Raw genomic sequence first — 21,995 nt, 5'->3', positions numbered from 1 at the left:
GACCGCTATTGCAGAATTCGAAGTAAATTTGTGCTACTTTATTAAATAGGTATGTCAAAGTTAAATACAATCGAAGAAGCGATTGAAGATATAAAAGCAGGAAAAGTTATTATTGTTGTTGACGATGAAGATCGTGAGAATGAAGGTGACTTTATAGCTGCTGCGGAGATGGTGACTCCTGAAATGATCAATTTCATGGCAACTCACGGAAGAGGATTAATCTGTACTCCGTTAACCGAATCCAGATGTAACGAATTGGAATTGAACCTCATGGTTACAAACAACACCGTACTTCATGAAACACAATTCACTGTTTCCGTTGACTTGATAGGTCATGGATGTACTACAGGAATTTCTGTTTTTGACCGTGCAAAGACCATCAAGGCATTGGTTTCAGAAGATACTAAACCGGAGGATCTAGGTCGTCCGGGACACATTTTCCCACTTCGCGCAAAGAAAGGCGGAGTACTTCAACGTACAGGTCACACGGAAGCAGCTGTGGATTTGGCACGCATGTCCGGTTTCAAACCAGCAGGAATCCTGGTCGAAATCCTGAATGAAGATGGTTCGATGTCACGTCTACCTCAATTGTTTGAAATTGCGAAGAAATTCGACTTGAAATTAATCTCAATTGCTGACCTCATTGCTTACCGCATGAAGCACGAATCATTGATTTCTCGTGAAGTGGAAGTAGAAATGCCTACTGAACACGGGGATTTCAAATTGATTGCTTTTTCAGTGAAATCGAACGGTCAGGAACATTTGGCATTGGTCAAAGGAAGTTGGGAGCCAAATGAACCCGTATTGGTTCGGATGCACTCTTCCTGTCTGACAGGTGATATTTTTGGTTCTTGCCGCTGTGATTGTGGACCTCAATTACACCATTCCATGAAAATGATCGAGGCTGAAGGCAAAGGAGCAATTGTCTATTTGAATCAGGAAGGACGAGGAATCGGACTCTTGAACAAATTAAAAGCATATAAATTACAAGAAGAAGGATACGACACTGTTGAAGCAAATTTGAAATTAGGCTTTAAATCCGATGAGCGTGAATACGGTATCGGAGCTCAGATCTTACATGATTTGGGAATTTCAAAAATTCGCCTGATGTCCAATAATCCAAAAAAACGTACCGGTTTGGTGGGTTATGGATTGGAAATCATTGAAAATGTTCCGATTGAAGTTGGTCGTAATGTACACAACGAAAATTATTTGCAGACAAAGGTTACCAAAATGGGGCACTCTCTAAAATTGGATAAGTAATGCTTGTTGCGAAAGGGATCCAAAAGAAGTATGGTCAGTTGGAAGTATTGAAAGGAATTGACCTCGAGATCCAATCGGGGGAAATCGTTTCAATTGTCGGTTCTTCAGGAGCAGGAAAGACTACCCTACTCCAGATTTTGGGTACCTTGGACAAACCTGATTCCGGAGTCTTGACCTTGAATGGAGTCGATCCATTTTCACTTAGCTCCAAAGGCTTGGCAGAATTCCGAAACCAAAAAATCGGTTTCATCTTTCAATTTCATCAGTTATTACCTGAATTCACCGCTTTGGAAAATGTGGTCATGCCAGCACTGATCGGAGGAAAAGGAATGACGGAATCGAAAGATCGCGCAAAGCAATTATTGGATAAACTGGGTCTAAAGGATCGCGAGAATCATCAGCCTGCAGCACTTTCGGGGGGCGAGCAACAACGCGTAGCCGTTGCACGGGCATTGATGAATGAACCGGACATTATTTTTGCGGACGAACCTTCCGGAAACCTGGATTCCAAGAATGCTGCCGAGTTACATCAATTGTTTTTCGATTTGCGGAAAGAATTCGGTCAGACTTTCGTGATCGTCACTCACAACAACCTGCTTGCTGAGATGGCCGACCGATCGATCGTAATGGCTGACGGAATGCTTATCTAAACCAATACCTGACGGGGATTTCCCGGTCAACACTGATTCAATGAAGAACTTCTTATCCCAAGCTGAATTAAAGACTTTTTTGGATGAAAAAGTGGCACAATACAACCACTTAGATTTCATTCAAACAGATCCGATTCAAATCCCCAAACAATTCACCAGAAAGGAAGACATCGAGATCAGTGCTTTTTTGATCTCAACCCTGGCTTGGGGGAATCGTACAGCCATCATCAAAAGTGGTCAGCGATTGCTCGAAATCATGAATTTCAAGCCTTATGAATACGTGAGTAACTACGAAGAGCAGAAACACCACTTTGTGCACAGAACCTTCAACAGTGACGACCTGAACGCCTTTTTTGTTTCCTTGCAACGCATCTATCAACAAGGAGGATTGGAAGCCGCTTTTAAACCGCATTTAGAAATTTCAGGAGCTCAAGGGCGAATTGTTTCCTTCCGAGATACATTTACACAAGAACCATTTCCAGATAGAACTCAGAAACACATTGCAAACCCATTGAAAGGATCTTCAGCCAAACGCATCAACATGTTTTTGCGCTGGATGGTCCGGAAAGATGAATTCGGAGTGGATTTTGGTATTTGGAATTCGATCCCGATGTCGGAGCTCCACCTTCCGTTGGATGTCCACACCGGAAACGTGGCAAGAAAGCTTGGAATCCTCACCCGAACACAAAACGATTGGAAGAGTGTGGCCGAAATTCAGGAACAGTTGGTTCAATTCGATCCGAATGATCCATGCAAATACGATTTCGCCTTATTTGGATTGGGAGCTTTTGAGGGATTTAAATGATTGTGCCTTCGACTACGCTCAGTCACCTTTTAATTTTCAATTCTCGCTCAAATTTCCTATTCCTAAATTCTTTTAACACTAAAACTTACGTAATCTTTTCAATTCATCCGAACAGAGTTGACTGAGCGGAGTCGAAGTCAAACCTGTTAAAGAGAACTAAAATTGTTCAAAAAATTGGGAAAACTCTTGTAATTCGGCATTCGTAATTCGGCATTCGTCATTAATTTAGCGTTATGAAATGGGTCTATCCTGAATTCTTATTTGCCCTACTCGTTTTGGTCATACCAATCCTGATTCACCTTTTTCATTTCCGAAAATACAAAACGCTGTATTTCTCCAGTATTGCCTTTGTGAAATCTGTTGAACAACAGCAGAAAAACCCTCGAAAAATCAAACATTTACTGGTTCTAATAGCACGGGCGTTGGCTTTCACCTGTTTGGTCATCGCATTTGCCCAACCCTATTTCCCACATTCAAATGCAAACAAGAAAGACATTCAACTGATTGGTGTCTATATTGACAATTCGTTTTCCATGTCTCGCATTGGTGGACAAGGTGAATTATTGGCGCAGGCAAAAGAATTGGCAGGTTCCATTGTCGATAAAGCTCCGAGAAATACGCAATACGTGTTATTTACGAATGAATTGAGTGGAAACGAAAAACAAACCTTGACCAAGGTGAAATTCGTGGACCAGGTAGCTAAAGTAAACTACTCCTCCATCTATCGGTCAAAGGAAGAGGTGCTTTCCTACTGGAATCAATGGGTGGAAGACGCTCAAAAGGAAGGAAACATCAAATCCAAACCTTCACTTGTATATCTATCTGATTTTCAAAAAAATAAATCATCCAATCCAATTAAAAAGTTTAAGTCCATTTCTTCTGTCACCCCGCTTATTCTGGCACCTCAGAATACCGGAAACTTATATGTGGATACGATTTGGTTTGAAACACCCATTCAAAAATTGGGGTCCGCTCAGACACTTTCCATTCGTGTAGTAAATACAGGAAAAGAGCGCATCGAATCGGCTGTTGTAAGCATCCAGATCGGGAAATTGAAACGCGATTTATTTGCTGAATTACCAGCCAATGGAGCAGATACGGTTCAACTGAACTATTTCAATCAGGATGCCGGAATAGCGAGCGGGAAGATTTCCATCAACGACAAACAAATGACTCAGGATGATTCGTTTTTCTTTAACTACGAAGTAAAGAAAAGCAGTTCTGTACTGATAATCAATGGCGAAGATGCCGTGGAAAATGTCGGGATCGTTTTCGGACTGGATGATTTCTACAAGATTAAGGAAGTATCTACCAATCAGGCGACACAGGAAAACCTGGAATCCATTGATCTGGTGGTTTTGAATGGCTTAAACCAAATCCCCAGCAATCTCAGTACGGAATTGACAGGTTATCACGAAGAACAAGGTTCCATCCTACTCATTCCCGGAACAAATATTTCCCCGACAGGATGGAATGCTTTGCTTGAAAAACTCAGTCTTCCTGCAATAAACGGTACACAAACCGTCGGACTCGGAATTCAGAAACTGAATATCAAGGACCCTTTCTTCCTGGGAATCTTCGAAGGAAGACCTGAAAACATCTCACTTCCAGCAGTTGCAAAAGGATATCGCCTGATGAGCAATTCGAAGACCCTGTCAAGCAACCTGATCAATTACCAAAACGGAACACCTTTCTTCGTTAAAAGCACTGGAAAGAACAATTCGTACCTGTTCTCGACTTCCCTGAAACCCGAATTCAGCACCTTCACGAGTAATCAGCTGTTTTCTACTCTTTTATTGCACATCGGGAATTTAAGTCAGCAACAAAACCCTTACTACCTGATTATCGGTTCTGACGGAAGTTATCCCGTGAACATCAATACTTCAAGCGAGAACCCGGTCCATTTGAAACAACCCCAAATCGACTATATCCCGGTCATTTTCACCAAAAACAAACGCTCCTACCTGTCTATTCAGGGACTGGAAGCCATTCGAATTTTGGAAGCCGGAAATTATAGCATTTCCCAGGATGGAAAACCGAAAGGAATCCTCTCTATGAACTACAACCGACTCGAATCACAAACCCTCGAATCAACACCTAAAGAAATAAAAACCGCTTTCGAACAGGCTGGAATACATGTAAATGCAATGCAAGACGGTTCAAATTGGAACAGCGCTTCTCTCTTAGAAATCGGAGAGAGTTATGATAGTTGGATTTGGTTTGTTTTCTTTGCAGGAATATTCGTCCTGTGCGAAATGGCTTTACTAATTTTCTACAAGAAATAAGATATGAAATTACTCATTCGGCAAGTAACGGTTATAGATAAAAGTTCTAAATGGAATGGAAAGAAAGTGGACATCTATTTGGAAGATGGAAAAATTCATGAAATTGCAGACAAAATAACCCGTTCGTGCGAATTAGAAATTCAGGAGGACAACCTTCACGTCTCCAAAGGATGGGTGGATCTGAAAGCACATTTTGCCGATCCGGGAGAAGAACACAAATCGACTATTCAAAGCGGTTTGGATGCGGCTGCGTATGGCGGATTCACACATGTGACCGTTCTCCCTTCCACCAAACCGGTTCTGGATAACAAGACCAGTGTGGAATACGTATTGAGAAGAAGCGAGAATGCGACAACTTCTTTGCATCCGATGGGTTGTATCACCAAAAAGAATGAAGGCGAAGCTTTGGCAGAAATGTACGACATGTTCCAATCAGGAGTCCGTTTGTTCTCTGACGACCTGGTCCCTGTAAATGGCGGAATCATGTACAGAGCCCTTCTCTACTCCAGGAATTTTGATGGAATTGTCGTTGGTTTTGCTCATGACAAATCGATTTCCGGTGGAGGAATGGTGAATGAAGGAGAAGCATCTACGAAAACGGGGTTGAAAGCCGATCCCGCAATCAGTGAAATCATTCAACTAGAACGCAACCTGCGCTTATTGGAATATACCGGAGGAAACCTGCATGCAACAGGAATTGCCTGTGCAGAATCTGTTGACCTGATTCGAAAAGCAAAAGCAAAAGGGTTGAATGTCACTGCGGATGTTCATGCGCAACACCTGATTTACAACGAAACTGCGGTTTTGGACTTCGATGTAAACTTCAAGCTAATGCCTCCTCTTCGCACGGAAACAGACCGCAAAGCATTGTGGCAAGGTTTGAAGGATGGAATCATTGATTGCATCGTTTCAGATCACCGTCCAAACGATACGGAAGAAACAGATTTGGAATTCGATCACGCCAATTTCGGAAACAGTACACTACAGACCTTGTTTGGTGAATTGGGTGCATGTCCGGATTTCAATTTGGAATTGGTTATCGATAGACTTACGGGGAAAGGACGCGAATTGTTATCTTTGGACACCAAGTCCATTGAAGACCAGACAATAGCAGATTTATCCCTGTTTATCCCTGGAAAACCATGGGTATTTACAAAAGAAGATTTAGTCATACCGTGCACCAATACACCGGCATTGAATAAACAATTGTCCGGTTTTGTTTATGGAATTATCAATAATGGTAAATTCGCACTGAAAGAAACAAGAGAAAATGTCTGATAAACGTTCGTTTATACGTAATTTCTGGAAAGAACGTAAAATGGTTGGAGCAATGGCTCCAAGCTCAAAATACTTAGCAAAGAAAATGTTGGAGAGAATTGATTTCTCAACAGCTAAAGTTATTGTGGAATTAGGTCCCGGAACAGGAGTTTTTACCCGGAAAATCCTTCAAAAACTAAGTCCGGAAGGTATCTTATTGGTTTTCGAACTGAATGACAACTTCATGAATATGCTTCAGAAAGAGTTCAAGGATCCCCGCGTGATCCTGATTCACGATTCGGCTGAAAAAATTGGTGAATACCTTGAAAAACACGGGCATTCTCAAGCGGATGCGGTCGTTTCCTCACTTCCACTTGCCAATTTTCCAAGTGAGTTGAAGAACCGGATTCTGACTGAAAGCCACCGGGTGATGCACAAGGATGCGTTGTATGTTCAGTTTCAATATTCATTGAATGCGAAAAAGAACATCAAACAGTTCTACAAACATGTGGAAATTGCCTTTACTCCTGCTAATTTCCCTCCCGCTTTTATTTATTACTGTAAAAAATAAACTTGGATTCCTACCGGAATTCGCTTCTTTTTGAGGAATCCTTTTCAAAGGAAGAAAACCCTAATTTTGTATAGTCAAACTAAAAAAAACGAACAAGAAGAAGCATCGCTTCTGATAAATAATCCACGGGAGTGGATTGATGATAAATTAAACATTATAAGAAAAACATGAGCGCTGAAAAAATAAAATGCCTGATTATCGGTTCAGGTCCCGCTGGATATACTGCTGCGATTTATGCAGCAAGAGCTGAAATGAAACCTGTCATGTACCAAGGAATGCAACCTGGTGGACAGTTGACAACGACAAATGAAGTTGAAAACTTCCCGGGATACCCGGATGGAATTTCCGGACCTGAAATGATGGTTCAATTGGAAGCGCAGGCAAAACGTTTTGAAACAGATGTTCGTTTTGGATTTATTACAAAAGTGGATTTTTCAGGGCCGGTTCATAAATGCTGGACAGAAGACGGACATGAAATCCATGCAGATACCGTAATTATTTCTACCGGTGCTGCTGCGAAATACCTGGGATTACCTTCCGAGCAACACTACCTTTCAATCGGTGGCGGTGTTTCAGCGTGTGCTGTTTGTGACGGGTTCTTCTACCGTGGACAGGAAACAGTGATCGTTGGTGCTGGAGATTCTGCTTGTGAAGAAGCACATTACCTGTCTAAATTAGCTAAGAAAGTAACGATGTTGGTTCGTACGGATAAATTCCGCGCATCCAAAATCATGGCTGACCGCGTTCGCAACACACCAAACATTGAAATCTTGCACAATACCGAAACAGTTGAAGTATTGGGTGATGGAAACGGTGTTACAGCGGTGAAAGTGAAAAACACTATTACCGGAGAAGAGAAAGATATTCCTGCTACAGGATTTTTCGTAGCAATCGGTCACAAACCGAATACAGACGTTTTCAAGGATTATATCAACCTGGATGAAACAGGATACATCAAATACGAAAAACCGGGTACTTCATTGACAAATGTTCCGGGAGTATTCGTTGCCGGAGATGCAGCTGATAAAAACTACCGCCAGGCAATCACTGCAGCCGGAACAGGTTGTATGGCAGCTTTAGATGCAGAACGTTATTTATCTAGTTTAGAGCATTAACTTCGACTGCGCTCAGTTACCACTGGGCTAACTCGAAAGATATTCAAATACAAAAAGCCCGCGATCTCCATCGCGGGCTTTTTTGAAACAACGTTATGTTTCGTCTCTTTACTCTACTTAGGTTACCTAACTTTGCTTTGTTACTAGCTTCTTTATTATTTTTAATTTTTTCGATCTTTAATCACTGCACTACCCGTTGTATTCGCATCCACCCGGATTGATTTGGAGCCGGAAGCAATTTTGTAATAAGTTGTACTTGCTCCGGAACCATCTGCTTTCAGCTCTTCAGAAATCAGGAGGTTTACCTGTGCGGCACCACTGTTATCCAGAATCACTTTCCTAACTGACAGATCAGCTAATTTGGCTTCCGAAGCACCCGAGACATCCAAATCCATTACGTCACACGTCCCTGCAATTTCCACGTCGCTAGCCCCTGAAAAATCTCCATTTAACTTGGTGGCTTTCAGGCTCAAATTTACATTACTCGCACCGTCCGCTTCCAAAGTCAAAGTCTCTACCCCCAATTGATTGATACTGATCAAGCTGGTGGCTCCGCTCATATGCAATTCCTTTAAATCCTGCACACTCACTTTGATGACTACTTTTTCTTTCCGTTCCTTTTTATTGAATGCATTTTTCAGATAAAGCGTTCCATTCTGGATTTCCACTTCAACCAAATCTTTTGCACTTTCCGGTTCTATCTGAACACTGCATGAATTACCCTGGGACAGCTCAACATACAAGGCACCTGAAACATGAATCTTTGTAAATGATTCACCCGTTTGAACTCTATAGCTCCTGTAAACAGGAATTCGCTCCTGGCGGTCTGACTTGATTGTCTTCAAAGGAATAAGAGCTCCCAAATCTTCAGGCAAATTGGGTTTTTCGGAATTGGGCTCTGTGATTGGTTCTTCCAATATGGGAGACTCTGTATCCGTGGGTTCATCTATTTTCTCTTCTTTCTCCCGATAGTTATCAGGAGTATTTGCAGGAACAGAATAAGAAACAACTTCTTTCTTTTCGGGCTTTTCTTTTACTTCCGGCTGATTGAAGATCAGTGCAACTCCCAATGAAGCTGTCCCGGTTATTGTTAATAATGTAGTCCACATAATCAAAGGTTTTTTAATGAGTATTAATTTCAATGTTGCTAAGAGTCCAACTGTTACAGCCGCTGCTGCCGCTGCATCAATCCATTGATCGACCTCGGAAATGGAAGTTTGAGCAGATTCATTCCGAATCTCATCAAACAAACCGTTCAGTTTATCTTCTGTCATAGCTCAAGCTTTTTTGTTCCACATTCCTGTTCTCGGTCATTAATTCCAAGAGTTTTTTTCTACTTCTGACCAATCGTTGTTTCACCGCATCTTCTGAAGATTGCTGTAAATCCGCTATTTCCTTGATTGAAAACCCTGAAATCTCAAAGAGAATGATGCTCTCCTTTTGTAAGTCAGGCAAACTGGCAATCGCTTCATAAAGCAAATTAATTTCCAAAAGCTTATCCGTCCGGTCACTTTCTACCGAATAATTGTATGCTTGTGAATGGTCGGATAACCGTTCCGTACTGATTTTACGGTTTTCATTCGCTAACAATCGGATGGCGATTCCGAAGAGAAAATGTAAAAACGCTCCATCATTTTTCAGGGATTCAAATCGTTCATAGGCGACTACCAACGCATCATGCATCAAATCCTTGAAATTGAAATTTCCGTACGCTCTCGCTTTGCAGAACTTTTCAAACCTGACATGCACAGGTTCATACAGTTCCATAAAACGTTTCTTTTTCGCGGTCGCCATGCTGCTAAATTGGTCTCTTGATAAAGTTAGTGTAACGAGATTCGGAAAAGTGACACGGGATTGAAACTTTTTTTAAAAGAAATGTAAAAGAGTGTAATTGATTAATGGATAACACGAGATAACTAATTGATTATCAATAAAAAGCATCAATTATCCAGTAATTGAGTGTTACCTATTCCGCTTCTATTTAAATCTATTTTATTCAGCACCTGTTTAAATTCAAGGTAATAGAGTAACCAGATAAGTGAGGTTATTAAAAAATAGCAATCAGTTACCAAAATTGAAAAATGCAAATAATAATCAGCCCCTGAAACCAACTCGGGTTCAACTACATAAAACATCAGAAGTGGTATTAAAAATGTATAAATGATGAAAAGGATCATCAAAACCCAAGTAGTAACAATTTTCAAATCAGATCTCCTAACACTCATTTCTGAATAAGTAAACAGTTGTTTATTCAATTTCCTCTTGATAATATAGAAAAGGAAGCAATTTGCTACAGGCAGGAATGAAAGTAAGATGATTAAAAAGTGGTATCCTTTTCCTATTCCATACTTTTTTACCAACCGATTCAAAACAAGCAAAAAAACGACTTCCAGTATATAGATTAACACATAAATCACCAGGTGAAATTTTCCCATGTAATTTTTGATTCGTATCAAAGAATTCAATTCTCCATTACCAAAATAAAATGTCCAATCCCAAATTCCTTTCAGAAAATTCATGAGCATAAACAAAACATACACTATCAAAAGAATGATTGTGACTATTCTCAAATACTTCAGACTGCCTGTTTTTTCCATCTGATCGCAAAAGTAAAATTTCCAATCGCTTAAACCCGAAAATCACTTTTTGTTACTTTAAATAATTTTTGGATTAATATTTTATAAATTCGTTCGTATGCGAATTCTGCAAACCTATTTTGAGCCAGCAACTAACCTTCCGATTTGGTTGGTAGCCCTGCTGTTTGGAGTTCCGTTTTTTGGTGGAATCGCCTTATACGCCTATAAAACCCGTCATGCACGTTCCTGGCGCAAGGGAATTTTCCCTCAAACGCTCAAACCGACAGAAGACAATTACCTGGAAGCGTATCTGGCGTTAGGAGCGAAACTAATCCTCCTCAATTACCAGGAATCCAAGGAGAGAGTGCAGTTCATCAACAATTACTTCAATCGTTATTTTACAAAAGCAAACTACCATTTTGGAGATTCCCTGTTGTTCTCGCTTCAATACCCCATTCGCACCCAAACGATCACCGATTGGATGAAGCTCCATTTACAGAATGAAGGAACGCGTTCACAAATCATCTATTTCCTGACAGGATTGGCATTGATCAATGGAAAAGTGAGTTCGTCCGAATTGAATTTCTTAAAACAGATCAATCAGGATTTGGGATTGGATCCGGATAACCTCACGAAGATCATAGCTATTTATGCTTCTTACAACGAACACAAAAAAGAGAACGAGAAAAAGAAAGCTTCAGCAAAACCGAAGACATCCTATGCTTACGAAATTCTGGGAATCCAAAAAGGTGTTACACCGCATGAAATCAAGAAAGCTTACCGGAAACTGGTCAAAATCCACCACCCGGATAATTTTGCAACCGGAACAGAATCACAACAGAAAATGGCCGCAGAGAAGTTTGTGGAGATTCAGAATGCTTATGAAAGCTTATTGAATTGACACTTCGACTACGCTGCGCCTATGCTGTAGCTCTAGCGCAAGCATTCAGTGTCCGATAGAACTAAAACAAAAGGTGACTGAGCGAAGTCGAAGGCACCTTTTACCGTACTGTCTTTTCAAGCATCGGCACAAAACTGAAGTTCCCAAACACTTCTTCCTTGTATTCCGTATCAGAAATCTTGGTGATGCGATGCATTTCCTGAGACTCCAGATCTCCAACCGGAATCACCATCATCCCTCCTACTTTCAACTGTTTAACCAGTTTTTCAGGAATAAAAGGAGCTCCGCATGTCACCAAAATCTTATCAAATGGGGCAAAAGTTTCCTTTCCTTCATACCCATCACCGAAAAATAACTTCGGAGTAAACCGAAAGTGATCAATGATCTTCTTGGCTTTGATATGTAATTCTTTCTGACGTTCTATGGAGAATACTTTCATTCCCATGGAACACAAGATACACGTTTGAAAACCGGAACCAGTCCCAATTTCAAGCACCTTCTCCCCTTTTTTCAATTCTAAGATCGAGGTTTGAAAAGCGACAGTATACGGATGGGAAATGGTTTGACCTGCCCCGATCTGAAAGGCAACATTTGAATAAGCTTGTGTTTCAAACACCAAATCCAAAAAGAAATGTCGTGGAATCGCATCAAATGCAGTCAATACACGTTCATCGCTTATTCCTTTTTGGCGCAATTGGTCAATCAACTGCTTTCTCATTCCTTTGTGCTTGTAAGTATCTTGCATCTAACAAAAGTAATTTAGAAATCGCTCATTCTTTCCCTTTTTTCAAGAAAGTTTCTACAGTGAATTGTGTATATTTGGAACGCTAATAAACGAAAAAACATGGCAATTGATTCAAAAGAATTGGAATTCAATAAGAACGACGACGAAATGAGGCTAAAGATCTCCCGAATGGAGTCTGAATTAGCTACCGTAATGAAAGGTGGTGGTGAAAAACGCATCGCCGCACTTCATGAAAAAGGAAAAATGACAGCCCGCGAGCGAATCGATATGCTACTTGATCCGAATACCCCACGTTTCGAAGTAGGAGCTTTTGCCGGAATGGGAATGTACAAGGAACACGGCGGTTGCCCCTCTGCCGGTGTTGTCATGGTCATTGGTAAAGTTTCCGGAAAACAATGCATTGTTGTTGCAAATGATGCTACAGTGAAAGCCGGTGCCTGGTTTCCAATAACCGCTAAGAAAAACCTCCGTGCTCAGGAGATTGCAATGGAGAACAAACTACCTATTATCTATCTGGTGGATTCTGCAGGTGTTTATCTTCCGATGCAGGATGAAATTTTCCCGGATAAAGAACATTTCGGACGTATTTTCAGAAACAATGCGGTGATGAGTTCCATGGGAATTACACAGATCGCAGCTGTAATGGGAAGTTGTGTTGCCGGTGGTGCTTACCTTCCGATCATGTCGGACGAATCATTGATCGTTGACAAAACAGGAACGATTTTCCTGGCTGGTTCTTACCTGGTAAAAGCTGCAATTGGAGAAAATATCGATAATGAAACCTTGGGTGGAGCGACTACTCACACAGAAATCTCCGGTGTTTGCGATTACAAAGTGGCGAATGACGAAGAATGTCTGATGACGATTCGCAAAATGATGGGACAAATCGGAGCTTCAGAGTCTGCCGGATTTGACCGTATTGAATCCATCGCCCCCAAAGAAGAAGCGAAGAAAGTTTACGGAATCCTTCCTTCGGAAAGACATAAACCGTACAATGTACACGATATCCTGGACTGTATCTTTGATGAAGGCAGTTTGACAGAATACAAAAGTGATTACGGAAAAACAATCGTTTGTGCCTATGCACGTTTGGATGGTTGGAGCGTCGGAATCGTTGCGAATCAGCGCGAATTGTCCAAGAATGCGAAAGGTGAAATGCAATTTGGTGGAGTGATCTACAATGATTCTGCCGACAAAGCTGCACGATTCATCATGAATTGCAATCAGAAAAATATTCCTTTGATCTTCTTCCAGGACGTTTCCGGATTCATGGTAGGTTCTAAATCGGAACACGCCGGAATCATTAAGGACGGAGCAAAAATGGTGAATGCAATGGCAAACTCGGTTGTTCCGAAATTCACGGTTGTTGTAGGAAACTCTTACGGAGCAGGAAACTACGCCATGTGCGGAAAAGCTTATGATCCACGACTAATCGTTGGTTGGCCGACTGCAGAAGTTGCTGTAATGAGCGGTGCAGCGGCAGCGAAAACCTTGCTTCAGATTGAAGTGGCTTCCTTGAAAGCCCGTGGTGAGGAAGAAATTACCCCGGAAAGAGAGGCAGAACTTTACAACGCAATTAAATCGCGTTACGACGAACAAATTTCACCGTATTACGCAGCATCCCGTTTGTGGTTGGATGCAATCATCGACCCGGCTAAAACAAGAGAATTCTTATCCGTTGGAATTGAAATGGCGAGCCATAAAAAAGCTGAAAAACCATATAACGTTGGAGTAATTCAAACCTGATAATTCAAAAGGCAAAATGCAAAATTCAAAACCTTTTGCATTTTGAATTCATAATTTTTAATTAAAAGAAAGATGCATTTAAATTGGCAGTTTAAACCTTACAAAGAACTAACACTGAATGAGTTTCATGACATCATTGCATTGAGACTGAAGGCGTTTGTAGTAGAACAGAATTGTTCCTACCTGGATTTGGATGGAAAAGATAAGAAAGCGTATCATTTACTTTTACGTGATGGAAAAGGTGACGTGATTGCTACTGCACGTATTCTTCACCCGGGTATCTCGTATCCGGAGGTTGCTATCGGTCGTGTAGTTCTGACATCCGAATGTCGTGGAAACGGTGTTGGAATTGAGTTAATGGAAAAATGTGTCCAATTTGTCCAGGAAGAATTTGGTAACGTTCCAATTCGCATTTCTGCTCAAAAACACTTGGAAAAATTCTATAACAAATCCGGATTCGTCTCTACAGGAAAAGAATACTATGAAGATGAGATCCCACATGTTGAAATGCTTAAACCCGCAAATAATGGTTAATAAAATACTTCCACTGGCAGTGGTTGCAACTTCATTGATTGCATGCCAGCCAAAAGCTGTTGTAGAAACACCTGAAAAAGTGGCTTCTTCCACTTCTGATCTTTCTTCAAAACCAACAACGATCGATGTGTCTTACATGGATTTATCCGTAAAGCCACAAGATGATTTCTTTCAGTTCGCAAACGGAACCTGGTGCAAAAACAATCCTGTTCCAAATACCGAATCGCGCTGGGGAAGTTTCAATGAATTGGATAAACGGAACAAGGCTACCTTGAAAGAAATCCTTCAAACTGCAGCCGGATCAAAAACAAAATCATCCGGAAGTCAGGACCAATTGTTAGGAGATTACTTCACATCTTATACGGATATGACGGTTCGAAATGCAACCGGTGCAAAACCTTTGAAAGACCGTTTGGCGAAAATTGCAGAAATCAAATCGAAAGATGAATTTGTAAACGTGATCGCTCAGCAGCATCAGTTAGGTGTTGAATCTGTTTTTGGATTTGGTGTCGGACAAGATCTGAAAGATGTCGACAAGAATGTCATTTATTTGGGACAGGCAGGAATTGGCTTACCGAACCGTGATTACTATTTCCAGGAAAATAAGCAGACAATCCGAGATGCGTATATCCTGCACATTCAGAAGTCATTCCAATTATTGGGTGATTCGGAAGAAGCAGCTAAAAAGAAAGCAAGCGACATTTTTAATTTCGAGAAAGAATTGGCTGGTGCCATGATGACTCCTGCAGAATTGCGCTTACCGGAAAAAACATACAACAAACTATCATTCGACGATGTTGCCAAGTCCATGCCTAAGTTCGACTTTGAAGCATACGTTGCTAAGATCGGATGCGAACACTTTGATTCACTGATTGTTGGACAGCCTGACTTCCTGAAACAAGTGAACACAATGATGGATAAGGTTTCCTTCCAATCGTGGAATAACTACTTGTCCTGGTGCACAATCAATGCTTACGCCGGAAAATTGGATGAGACTTGGGTGAAACACAATTTTGACTTCTACAGCGGAGTTTTAAGCGGTACAAGCACCATGAAACCGATTGATGAGCGTTGCATCGAAGAGATCACAGGTTCTACTTTAGCTGAATTACTTGGAAAAGCGTTTGTTGAGAAAAACTTCTCTGTAAATGCTAAAAACCGAGTGAATACAATGGTCGACAATCTATTGGCTAGTTTCAGAATGCGAATCCAAGGTTTGGATTGGATGTCTGACAACACCAAAAAAGAGGCTTTGGCAAAATTGAATGCAATCGGAAGAAAATTAGGTTTCCCGGATGAGTGGAAAAGCTACAAAGGATTGATCATCAGTCCGGTTGATTACGTTGCAAACATTGATAATTGCCGTAGTTTCTCCTTTAAAGAGAACCTGGAGAAATTGAACAAACCGGTGAATCGCAAGGAATGGGAAATGCCTGCACATTTGGTGAACGCATACTACCACCCGCTTTTAAATGAGATCGCTTTCCCTGCTGGAATCATGCAGCCTCCTTTCTTCGATGAAAAAGCGGAAGATGCGGTGAACTACGGAAGAATCGGAATGGTGATTGGTCACGAGTTCACTCACGGGTTTGATGACAATGGTTCCAAATTCGCCGCTGACGGAAGCTACAATGACTGGTGGCAAGATACGGACAAGCAAAAATTCGTTTCCAAAACGGAGATCTTAGGAAAAACATTCAGCTCGTTCTGCCCTATTTCAGACAACTGTGTGAATCCGGAATTGACAATGGGAGAAAACATCGCGGATTTAGGTGGATTGACAATGGCTTATTACGCTTACACCATGACGGATGATTTCAAGAAAAACGTGGTAATCGACGGATACACTCCTGCTCAACGTTTCTTCATTTCCTATGCCCAATTGTGGAAGATCAATTATACGGAAGCGGAATTGAAAAAGAGAATTGCTACCGATCCGCATTCACCTGGAATGTATCGTGTGAACGGACCGTTGATGAACTGCCCTGAATTCTTCGCTGCTTTCAATGTGAAGCCGGGAGATAAAATGAGAAATTCAGACGAAAAGGTCGCAAAGATCTGGTAGTCTAATAACGAAATTAATTGAAGCATCATCCGGAAATGGATGGTGCTTTTTTTTGTTGGAAATTTTTAGATTTGTAACTTAACCAGTTTCACTACGATGTCAGAAAAAGAAGAAAAAACAGAGAACTTGTTTCAAAAAATTGGAACCAACCTTAAAAAAGAATTTAATCACAGAACAAAATCCAACGTAATAGCTTCATACATAATTACGTGGATTATTCTTAATTGGAAAAGTATATTGTATTTAATCTTTTCAAGTGATTCTATAAAGGTCAAACTTTCCAGCAATTATACCCAACCAACATGGGGGACTTTTTTTTGTCCATTTATCGGGGTTGGAATTTACTTATTAATTGTTCCGATATTAGAGAGTGTAATAAATGTTACTTCAAACTGGATAACAGGTCCTATTAATGATAAAATTCGGGAGCAACAATATAATTTAAAAATGGCTGATATAGAAGATGATATTCAACTTGAAGTCGAAAGAAACAAATTCTTTGAAGAAATGAGTAATGAAAGTGAGTTTGAAAGACTAACAAAATCAAACTTATTTTTAGAAAAGAAAATTGAGGAGCTAAACACCATTCTGCAAAGTAAAGACAACACTATTAATAATTTATCAAAAGAGATAGACCAACTGAATAAATCGTCTTCTTCAAATAAAAACAATAAGTTTAGCTTATATATAACATTGGCACTTTCGTTTCCAAAAACAGTTGAACAGTTTAAATCATTATTTTCCGAGCATGACATCGTGGATAGAACAGAAATATCTGATAAGGATGCTCAAATATTGCTTGCACAAAATTTAATTGCTTTTGATAAGGAACATGATAATTACAAACTTACCGAAGAGGGGAAATCCTTACGGGATTATATAAATTCGAGATCAAAATAGAATAATGAAAAAGGTCCGTTTAAGGACCCTTCTTTTCTAGTTTAAGTTTAAAAGCACTTTTTTGCGCTTCAATTTCTTTACTTCCAATGACTTGCTGTAGTTCAGTATTTGACTGATAACAGCTGCGGATGGATTCGCAATCTCAGTAACTTCCTGTGTTTGCATGTTTGTCAAGTATTTGTTTACCATAGGCTTATTAAAGGGCGTTTTTTCTTTTAACGCTTTTAATTCCAGTTTATTTTATAACAGTGAAAAACTTTTTCTGAAAAATTTGAAACAGTGGCTTCGACTCCGCTCAGCCACCTTGGATAGTATCCGAACAACAAATAGTAGTTAATTTTTGCATTTTGATCCCGATAGCCTTTGACGCTGGGGTCAAGGTTTTTAAACTATCGGGATTGAATTTAGAGTATATTTGTTTCAAATCACTTTTTATGGTAGTAGAAATTAAATACATTTTAATCGGAGTAGCTGTACTCCTTCTCATTTTCAGCTTTGTAACAGTTCAACAAGGAACCATAGCAGTTGTGACGATGTTCGGTAAATACCGAAGAATCATGAAACCGGGACTAAACCTTCGAATTCCATTTTTCGAACGGTTAAATACACGTGTATCCATTCAGAACAGAGCTATTGAAATGGAATTCCAGGCAATTACGCAAGATCAGGCAAATGTGTATTTCAAAGCTATGCTTGTTTACTCAGTGCTAGATGCAAATGAAGAAACAATCAAAAATGTAGCCTTCAAATTCGTGAATCAGCAAAACTTCATTCAAGCATTGATTCGTACTATTGAAGGTTCAGTTCGCGGATTCGTTGCAACGAAAAAGCAAGCTGAAATTTTGTTGTTGCGTGGTGAAATTGTAGCTGATGTAAAAGAAAGTTTGGATCATACCTTGGAAACCTGGGGATTCCATTTGATAGACTTACAATTGAATGACATTACGTTTGATGCAGAGATCACGACTTCCATGGCGAAAGTGGTTGCTTCAAACAACTTGAAAGCTGCTGCTGAGAACGAAGGTCAGGCATTACTGATCACCAAAACAAAAGCTGCGGAAGCGGAAGGAAATGCGATCAAGATTGCTGCTCAGGCTGAAAAGGAAGCTGCTCAATTGAAAGGACAAGGTATCGCACTATTCCGTGAGGAAGTTGCACAAGGTATGTCGGAGGCTGCTGAAAAAATGAAAGCTGCAGATTTGGATACATCTTTGATTTTATTCTCGATGTGGACAGAAGCGGTGAAAGAATTTGCAGAAAAAGGAAAAGGAAATGTGATCTTCCTTGACGGTTCTATTGAAGGAATGGAAAAAACCGTAAAACAGCTGCTCGCAAATGATATGCTGAAGAAATAATTTAAAAATTTGTAGGGACGCGATGCATCGCGTCCCTACAAATTTTTATTAATAAGATCCCCACCACCTTCTCAGGAACCACTCTGCTGAAAGCAATGAAATAATCAATACAAAGATCCATTTCCAGTCAATCAATTCCTGGTATCCTGTGTCTTCGTATTGGATCGTGGTGATATCTCCTCTCGTTTTAATCTCCTGGATCAACGCTTTGTACTGATCCAATGTTTTATAAGAACCATTCGATTGAACAGCCAATTGGTTCAATGTCGAGAAGTTGGCTCTTGTATCCTGATCTTCCAATGAAATCTCATCCACAGCAAAAGAACCGGCTTTCGTGTATTTCTTTCCATTGTTGTCTGCAACCACTTTCCAGTCATAGGTTCCGGATTGCAACTGACCCACATTCAATTGATAGAAATTCGCAGTTGGAGAAAACAATTGTTTGAATCCCTTTGAACCGCGCTTGGTGATGGTCATTTCAACAGACGGAGTAGTAATTAATTCCATCGCTTCATTATAAAACTCCGCTTTAAAGATGATATCTTCGATTGTATTGAATCGTTTGGGCAAAGTCACCCGCAAAGGTTCCCGATTCTGTTTCACTGAAATATACTGGGTCAACTTTTGAACGAATTCCTCAAAACCGACTGTTGTTTTCTTTTGCATGAATTCCTTCATTTTCCAACGCCAAAGACCTTCGCCCAGGATGAATCCGATTTTTGATTTCTGAGTCTGAGAAACCGCGATCAACGGATCTTCCTTTGCAATATTTCCGATTCGCTGATTCAAAACGACCACGCTGTTTGATGGAAGTTTATAGGTTCCAAACTTGGTTCTCAACGGAGTTAAAACAGGAACGATAGATGTGAAATCTGCAGACAATCCAAACGAATTGAATCCTTTGGCTACTGAAGGGTAAACGTCTTCATACTGATTTCCATTCGGAGCTTTCATTGCCAATCCATAGGTTTGAAGTAGGCTTGTGGTGACATTCGGACCTAAAATCATTAGAACCGGGATTCCCTTATCTTGCAATTGCTTGAATAAGCCCGCATTTGGGCGCAGACCATTCTCATACCAAACCACAAAATCTGGAAATTTCGCTCCCAGTGAATAATTGGTAATCAATTCGGAGGATATGACCGCTTCCTGATCCAACTCAAAGACGGAACGCAATGCTGCAATATCCGGATGTGGTGCACTTGCCAATAACAGGATATTGCTCTTCGAATCAATGACCTCTACAAAACAAGTCTGCTGGTTGTTGTCTTTTGTGAACTCTCCTCCTATTCGCTGCACGGAAACCGTGAAACGCTGATACCCTTTATTTTTTGCCAAAATAGTAAACAGGAATTCCTTCTGATCCAGGTTTGAATTACTTACCACCGCTTTCTGTGATTGGATCACCTTTCCATTCTGAAGCAAATTCACTTGGTAAGAACCTAAAGGAACACGTTGAAAATCAACCAAAGCCTGAATTGGAAATTCATTATTCAGGAAAGCTACTTCATTGGAGTTGACAGATCTGACAACAATATCCCGCTTCAAGGTCGTATCACCAACCGCCAATGAAAAAACAGGAGTCAATTCAATCCGTTCCGCTTCATACATCGGATGTACACCCTGATTGTAATTTCCATCGGAGATCAATACCACCGCACCGATATTCCGATTGAAGAACCGGTCCTTAATCTGTTTGAAACCAGCCGCCAGATCACTCGATTTATCAGTTAATGCGAGCTTATCCAAATCACGGACATTCGTTCCGACTGCCAATTCCAGGTATTCGTATCCGTCTCCCAATGCTTTTGGCAATTCTTGACGGAAGTTTCCTATCCGCTTCTTCACCTGGCTGCTATCCTTGTAATTCAGCATGGAAGATGACGAATCGACCAAAGTGATGATCAAGGGTTTTTCAGGTCGGTACGTAATGGTTTCCCATACTAATCCAAGCAATAACAGTCCAATAAGAAAAAGGCTCAGCGTTCTAAGGGAAAATAGAACGCGTAATTGGTTCCTTCCCCAGACCGATTTCTGTTCTGTTCTGAAATAATAATAAAACGAGAAGCCTACAGCAAGTATTGATATAGGAAGCAACCACCATAGAGAATGATCGGAAAAATAATTCATGCAACGAAAATACGCTTTTTACTTTTTCGTATTCGTTAAAGTGTATGAAATTCCGATACCTAATACCGATTTAAATTGTGTTCTCGGTCCGGTTTTTCCTTTTGAGTCGCGAATATCGATATCATCATCATAGATCAGGTTCCACTGAAGGGATGCCTGAAACCATTTATTCACTTTAAAAGTGAAGATGTTTTCAAAGTTCACGTCAATATTCTGTGGATTGTTCACGTAATTACTAAACAATTCCAAACGGGTTTTCATTTCAATGTTCTTGAACAATTCCTTTTGGAAGCGCAATCTGAAGTAAGCCCCGATCTCATTTCTGAAACGCAACCCTCTTTTCAGCACATTTCCACTGGTATCCAATTCTGCCGCCTGTACCCCAAATGCTCCTGCATCTGCCAATCTCTGGTCATTCACAAAGGTCATCTTACCTGCAATCGGGGATAAATACACATTGAAATAATTCACCGGAGCATATTCAATTCCTAAGGAGAAACTAGCGTATCCCGGAGCCATGAATCTGGAAATAGGCATAGAATCATTTGGAAAGCTAAATCCATCTAAAAACTGTGTTCTAAAACCTCCAATGGCAGTTAAGAACCAATACTTCTTAAATTCATATCCTACCGAAGATGCCAAATCGATCCGGTCATCCGTTTTTTGAAGTCCTTGTTTTTTACCGGTTGAATCCGTGTAATACATTCCACCCAGTGCCAATTTCACATCATTGGTCCATTTGATCCGACGCTTCTGATAAATCGCAGAAAAATCCACAAATCCCAAAACAGCCACATTATTTCTACCACCGGCTGCCCAGTTTACAAAAGCTGTTTGCGAACCCGACAATCCGAATAAACTGGTAACCGTCCAATATTTCGGCATCAATGAATCATGCAAGGCATCCAATTTCTTGATTTCGTCACGCAACTTTTCAGGATCTGCCTGAGAAAAAACAAGTGAACTCGTCAGGATTGTCAAGAGGAGAATAATGATTTTCATAAGTAATTCGGTTTTAAAAAAGTTACAAATTTAGTTAAATCATATATTAAATAAACAAAGCTGATTTAGAATCGTCTAAACAACTCCATAAAAGA

The 21,995-nt window shown here is 40.4% G+C and carries 19 protein-coding genes; 13 read left to right on the top strand and 6 right to left on the bottom strand.

Translation table 11 applies throughout. The features are described 5' to 3' along the window. Window positions 1–51 precede the first annotated feature (51 nt). From AAG807_RS04770 to trxB, 7 genes are all read left to right on the top strand, one after another. The gene (locus tag AAG807_RS04770) at window positions 52–1,263 is read left to right on the top strand and encodes a bifunctional 3,4-dihydroxy-2-butanone-4-phosphate synthase/GTP cyclohydrolase II (protein WP_341901263.1); all 1,212 of its coding nucleotides are present in this window, start codon (window positions 52–54) and stop codon (window positions 1,261–1,263) included. Then, window positions 1,263–1,913 (top strand): ABC transporter ATP-binding protein, encoded by a 651-nt coding sequence (locus AAG807_RS04765; RefSeq protein WP_341901260.1) that lies wholly within the window; start codon window positions 1,263–1,265, stop codon window positions 1,911–1,913. Before AAG807_RS04770 ends, AAG807_RS04765 begins: the two co-directional genes overlap by 1 nt. A gap of 40 nt (window positions 1,914–1,953) precedes the next feature. Then, entirely contained in the window at window positions 1,954–2,718 is a 765-nt protein-coding gene (locus AAG807_RS04760; protein ID WP_341901258.1) for a TIGR02757 family protein, read from the top strand. Window positions 2,719–2,951: 233 nt separating this feature from the next. Continuing rightward, entirely contained in the window at window positions 2,952–5,003 is a 2,052-nt protein-coding gene (locus tag AAG807_RS04755; protein ID WP_341901257.1) for a BatA domain-containing protein, read from the top strand. Window positions 5,004–5,006: 3 nt separating this feature from the next. After that, window positions 5,007–6,281, top strand: coding sequence for a dihydroorotase (locus tag AAG807_RS04750; protein ID WP_341901255.1), 1,275 nt, complete (start codon window positions 5,007–5,009; stop codon window positions 6,279–6,281). Beyond that, entirely contained in the window at window positions 6,274–6,831 is a 558-nt protein-coding gene (locus AAG807_RS04745) for an rRNA adenine N-6-methyltransferase family protein (RefSeq protein ID WP_341901254.1), read from the top strand. Before AAG807_RS04750 ends, AAG807_RS04745 begins: the two co-directional genes overlap by 8 nt. A 167-nt stretch (window positions 6,832–6,998) precedes the next feature. Then, window positions 6,999–7,946, top strand: coding sequence for a thioredoxin-disulfide reductase (gene trxB, locus AAG807_RS04740; protein WP_341901253.1), 948 nt, complete (start codon window positions 6,999–7,001; stop codon window positions 7,944–7,946). Window positions 7,947–8,107: 161 nt separating this feature from the next. On the opposite strand, the gene AAG807_RS04735 is transcribed toward trxB, so the two are convergent. Next, window positions 8,108–9,220, bottom strand: a complete 1,113-nt coding sequence (locus AAG807_RS04735; RefSeq protein WP_341901252.1) for a head GIN domain-containing protein — start codon at window positions 9,218–9,220, stop codon at window positions 8,108–8,110. Beyond that, on the bottom strand, window positions 9,207–9,740 hold the full coding sequence (locus tag AAG807_RS04730; RefSeq protein WP_341901251.1) for a sigma-70 family RNA polymerase sigma factor: 534 nt from the start codon (window positions 9,738–9,740) through the stop codon (window positions 9,207–9,209). The genes AAG807_RS04735 and AAG807_RS04730 overlap by 14 nt, the downstream gene beginning before the upstream one ends. A 900-nt stretch (window positions 9,741–10,640) precedes the next feature. Between AAG807_RS04730 and AAG807_RS04725 the strand changes: the two genes are divergently transcribed. Continuing rightward, window positions 10,641–11,423 carry a DnaJ domain-containing protein gene (locus AAG807_RS04725; RefSeq protein ID WP_341901249.1) on the top strand — a complete coding sequence of 261 codons (783 nt, stop codon included), beginning with the start codon at window positions 10,641–10,643 and terminating at the stop codon, window positions 11,421–11,423. A 100-nt stretch (window positions 11,424–11,523) separates the two neighbouring features. Here the strand turns inward: AAG807_RS04725 and AAG807_RS04720 are convergent, their stop codons facing one another. Next, window positions 11,524–12,168 (bottom strand): protein-L-isoaspartate(D-aspartate) O-methyltransferase, encoded by a 645-nt coding sequence (locus AAG807_RS04720; protein ID WP_341901248.1) that lies wholly within the window; start codon window positions 12,166–12,168, stop codon window positions 11,524–11,526. A gap of 99 nt (window positions 12,169–12,267) precedes the next feature. On the opposite strand from AAG807_RS04720, the gene AAG807_RS04715 reads away from it, so the two are divergent. The 4 genes from AAG807_RS04715 to AAG807_RS04700 all read left to right on the top strand — a co-directional run bounded on the left by AAG807_RS04715 (window position 12,268) and on the right by AAG807_RS04700 (window position 17,413). After that, the gene (locus tag AAG807_RS04715) at window positions 12,268–13,914 is read left to right on the top strand and encodes an acyl-CoA carboxylase subunit beta (RefSeq protein WP_341901247.1); all 1,647 of its coding nucleotides are present in this window, start codon (window positions 12,268–12,270) and stop codon (window positions 13,912–13,914) included. Window positions 13,915–13,986: 72 nt separating this feature from the next. Next, window positions 13,987–14,448: a GNAT family N-acetyltransferase gene (locus AAG807_RS04710; RefSeq protein ID WP_341901246.1), complete on the top strand. Its 462-nt coding sequence runs from the start codon at window positions 13,987–13,989 to the stop codon at window positions 14,446–14,448. After that, entirely contained in the window at window positions 14,441–16,513 is a 2,073-nt protein-coding gene (locus AAG807_RS04705) for a M13 family metallopeptidase (protein ID WP_341901244.1), read from the top strand. Before AAG807_RS04710 ends, AAG807_RS04705 begins: the two co-directional genes overlap by 8 nt. Window positions 16,514–16,609: 96 nt before the next feature. After that, window positions 16,610–17,413 (top strand): hypothetical protein, encoded by an 804-nt coding sequence (locus AAG807_RS04700; RefSeq protein WP_341901243.1) that lies wholly within the window; start codon window positions 16,610–16,612, stop codon window positions 17,411–17,413. Window positions 17,414–17,449: 36 nt separating this feature from the next. Here the strand turns inward: AAG807_RS04700 and AAG807_RS04695 are convergent, their stop codons facing one another. Continuing rightward, window positions 17,450–17,578, bottom strand: coding sequence for a hypothetical protein (locus AAG807_RS04695; RefSeq protein WP_281281538.1), 129 nt, complete (start codon window positions 17,576–17,578; stop codon window positions 17,450–17,452). 269 nt (window positions 17,579–17,847) lie between these two features. Here AAG807_RS04695 and AAG807_RS04690 point away from each other — a divergent pair, with 269 nt between their 5' ends. Further along, window positions 17,848–18,768 (top strand): SPFH domain-containing protein, encoded by a 921-nt coding sequence (locus AAG807_RS04690; protein ID WP_341901240.1) that lies wholly within the window; start codon window positions 17,848–17,850, stop codon window positions 18,766–18,768. A 48-nt stretch (window positions 18,769–18,816) separates the two neighbouring features. Here the strand turns inward: AAG807_RS04690 and AAG807_RS04685 are convergent, their stop codons facing one another. Then, window positions 18,817–20,898 carry a hypothetical protein gene (locus AAG807_RS04685; protein ID WP_341901239.1) on the bottom strand — a complete coding sequence of 694 codons (2,082 nt, stop codon included), beginning with the start codon at window positions 20,896–20,898 and terminating at the stop codon, window positions 18,817–18,819. Between the two features lie 18 nt (window positions 20,899–20,916). Further along, window positions 20,917–21,900, bottom strand: a complete 984-nt coding sequence (locus AAG807_RS04680) for a DUF3078 domain-containing protein (protein WP_341901238.1) — start codon at window positions 21,898–21,900, stop codon at window positions 20,917–20,919. Window positions 21,901–21,995: the final 95 nt, after the last annotated feature.

Origin of the sequence: Fluviicola taffensis DSM 16823, from assembly GCF_943372375.1 — a bacterium.
In the GTDB taxonomy this organism is placed as follows: Bacteria; Bacteroidota; Bacteroidia; order Flavobacteriales_D; family Crocinitomicaceae; genus Fluviicola; species Fluviicola taffensis_A.
Note: the sequence above shows the minus strand (reverse complement) of the source record. Positions and strands in the feature narration are given on the sequence as shown.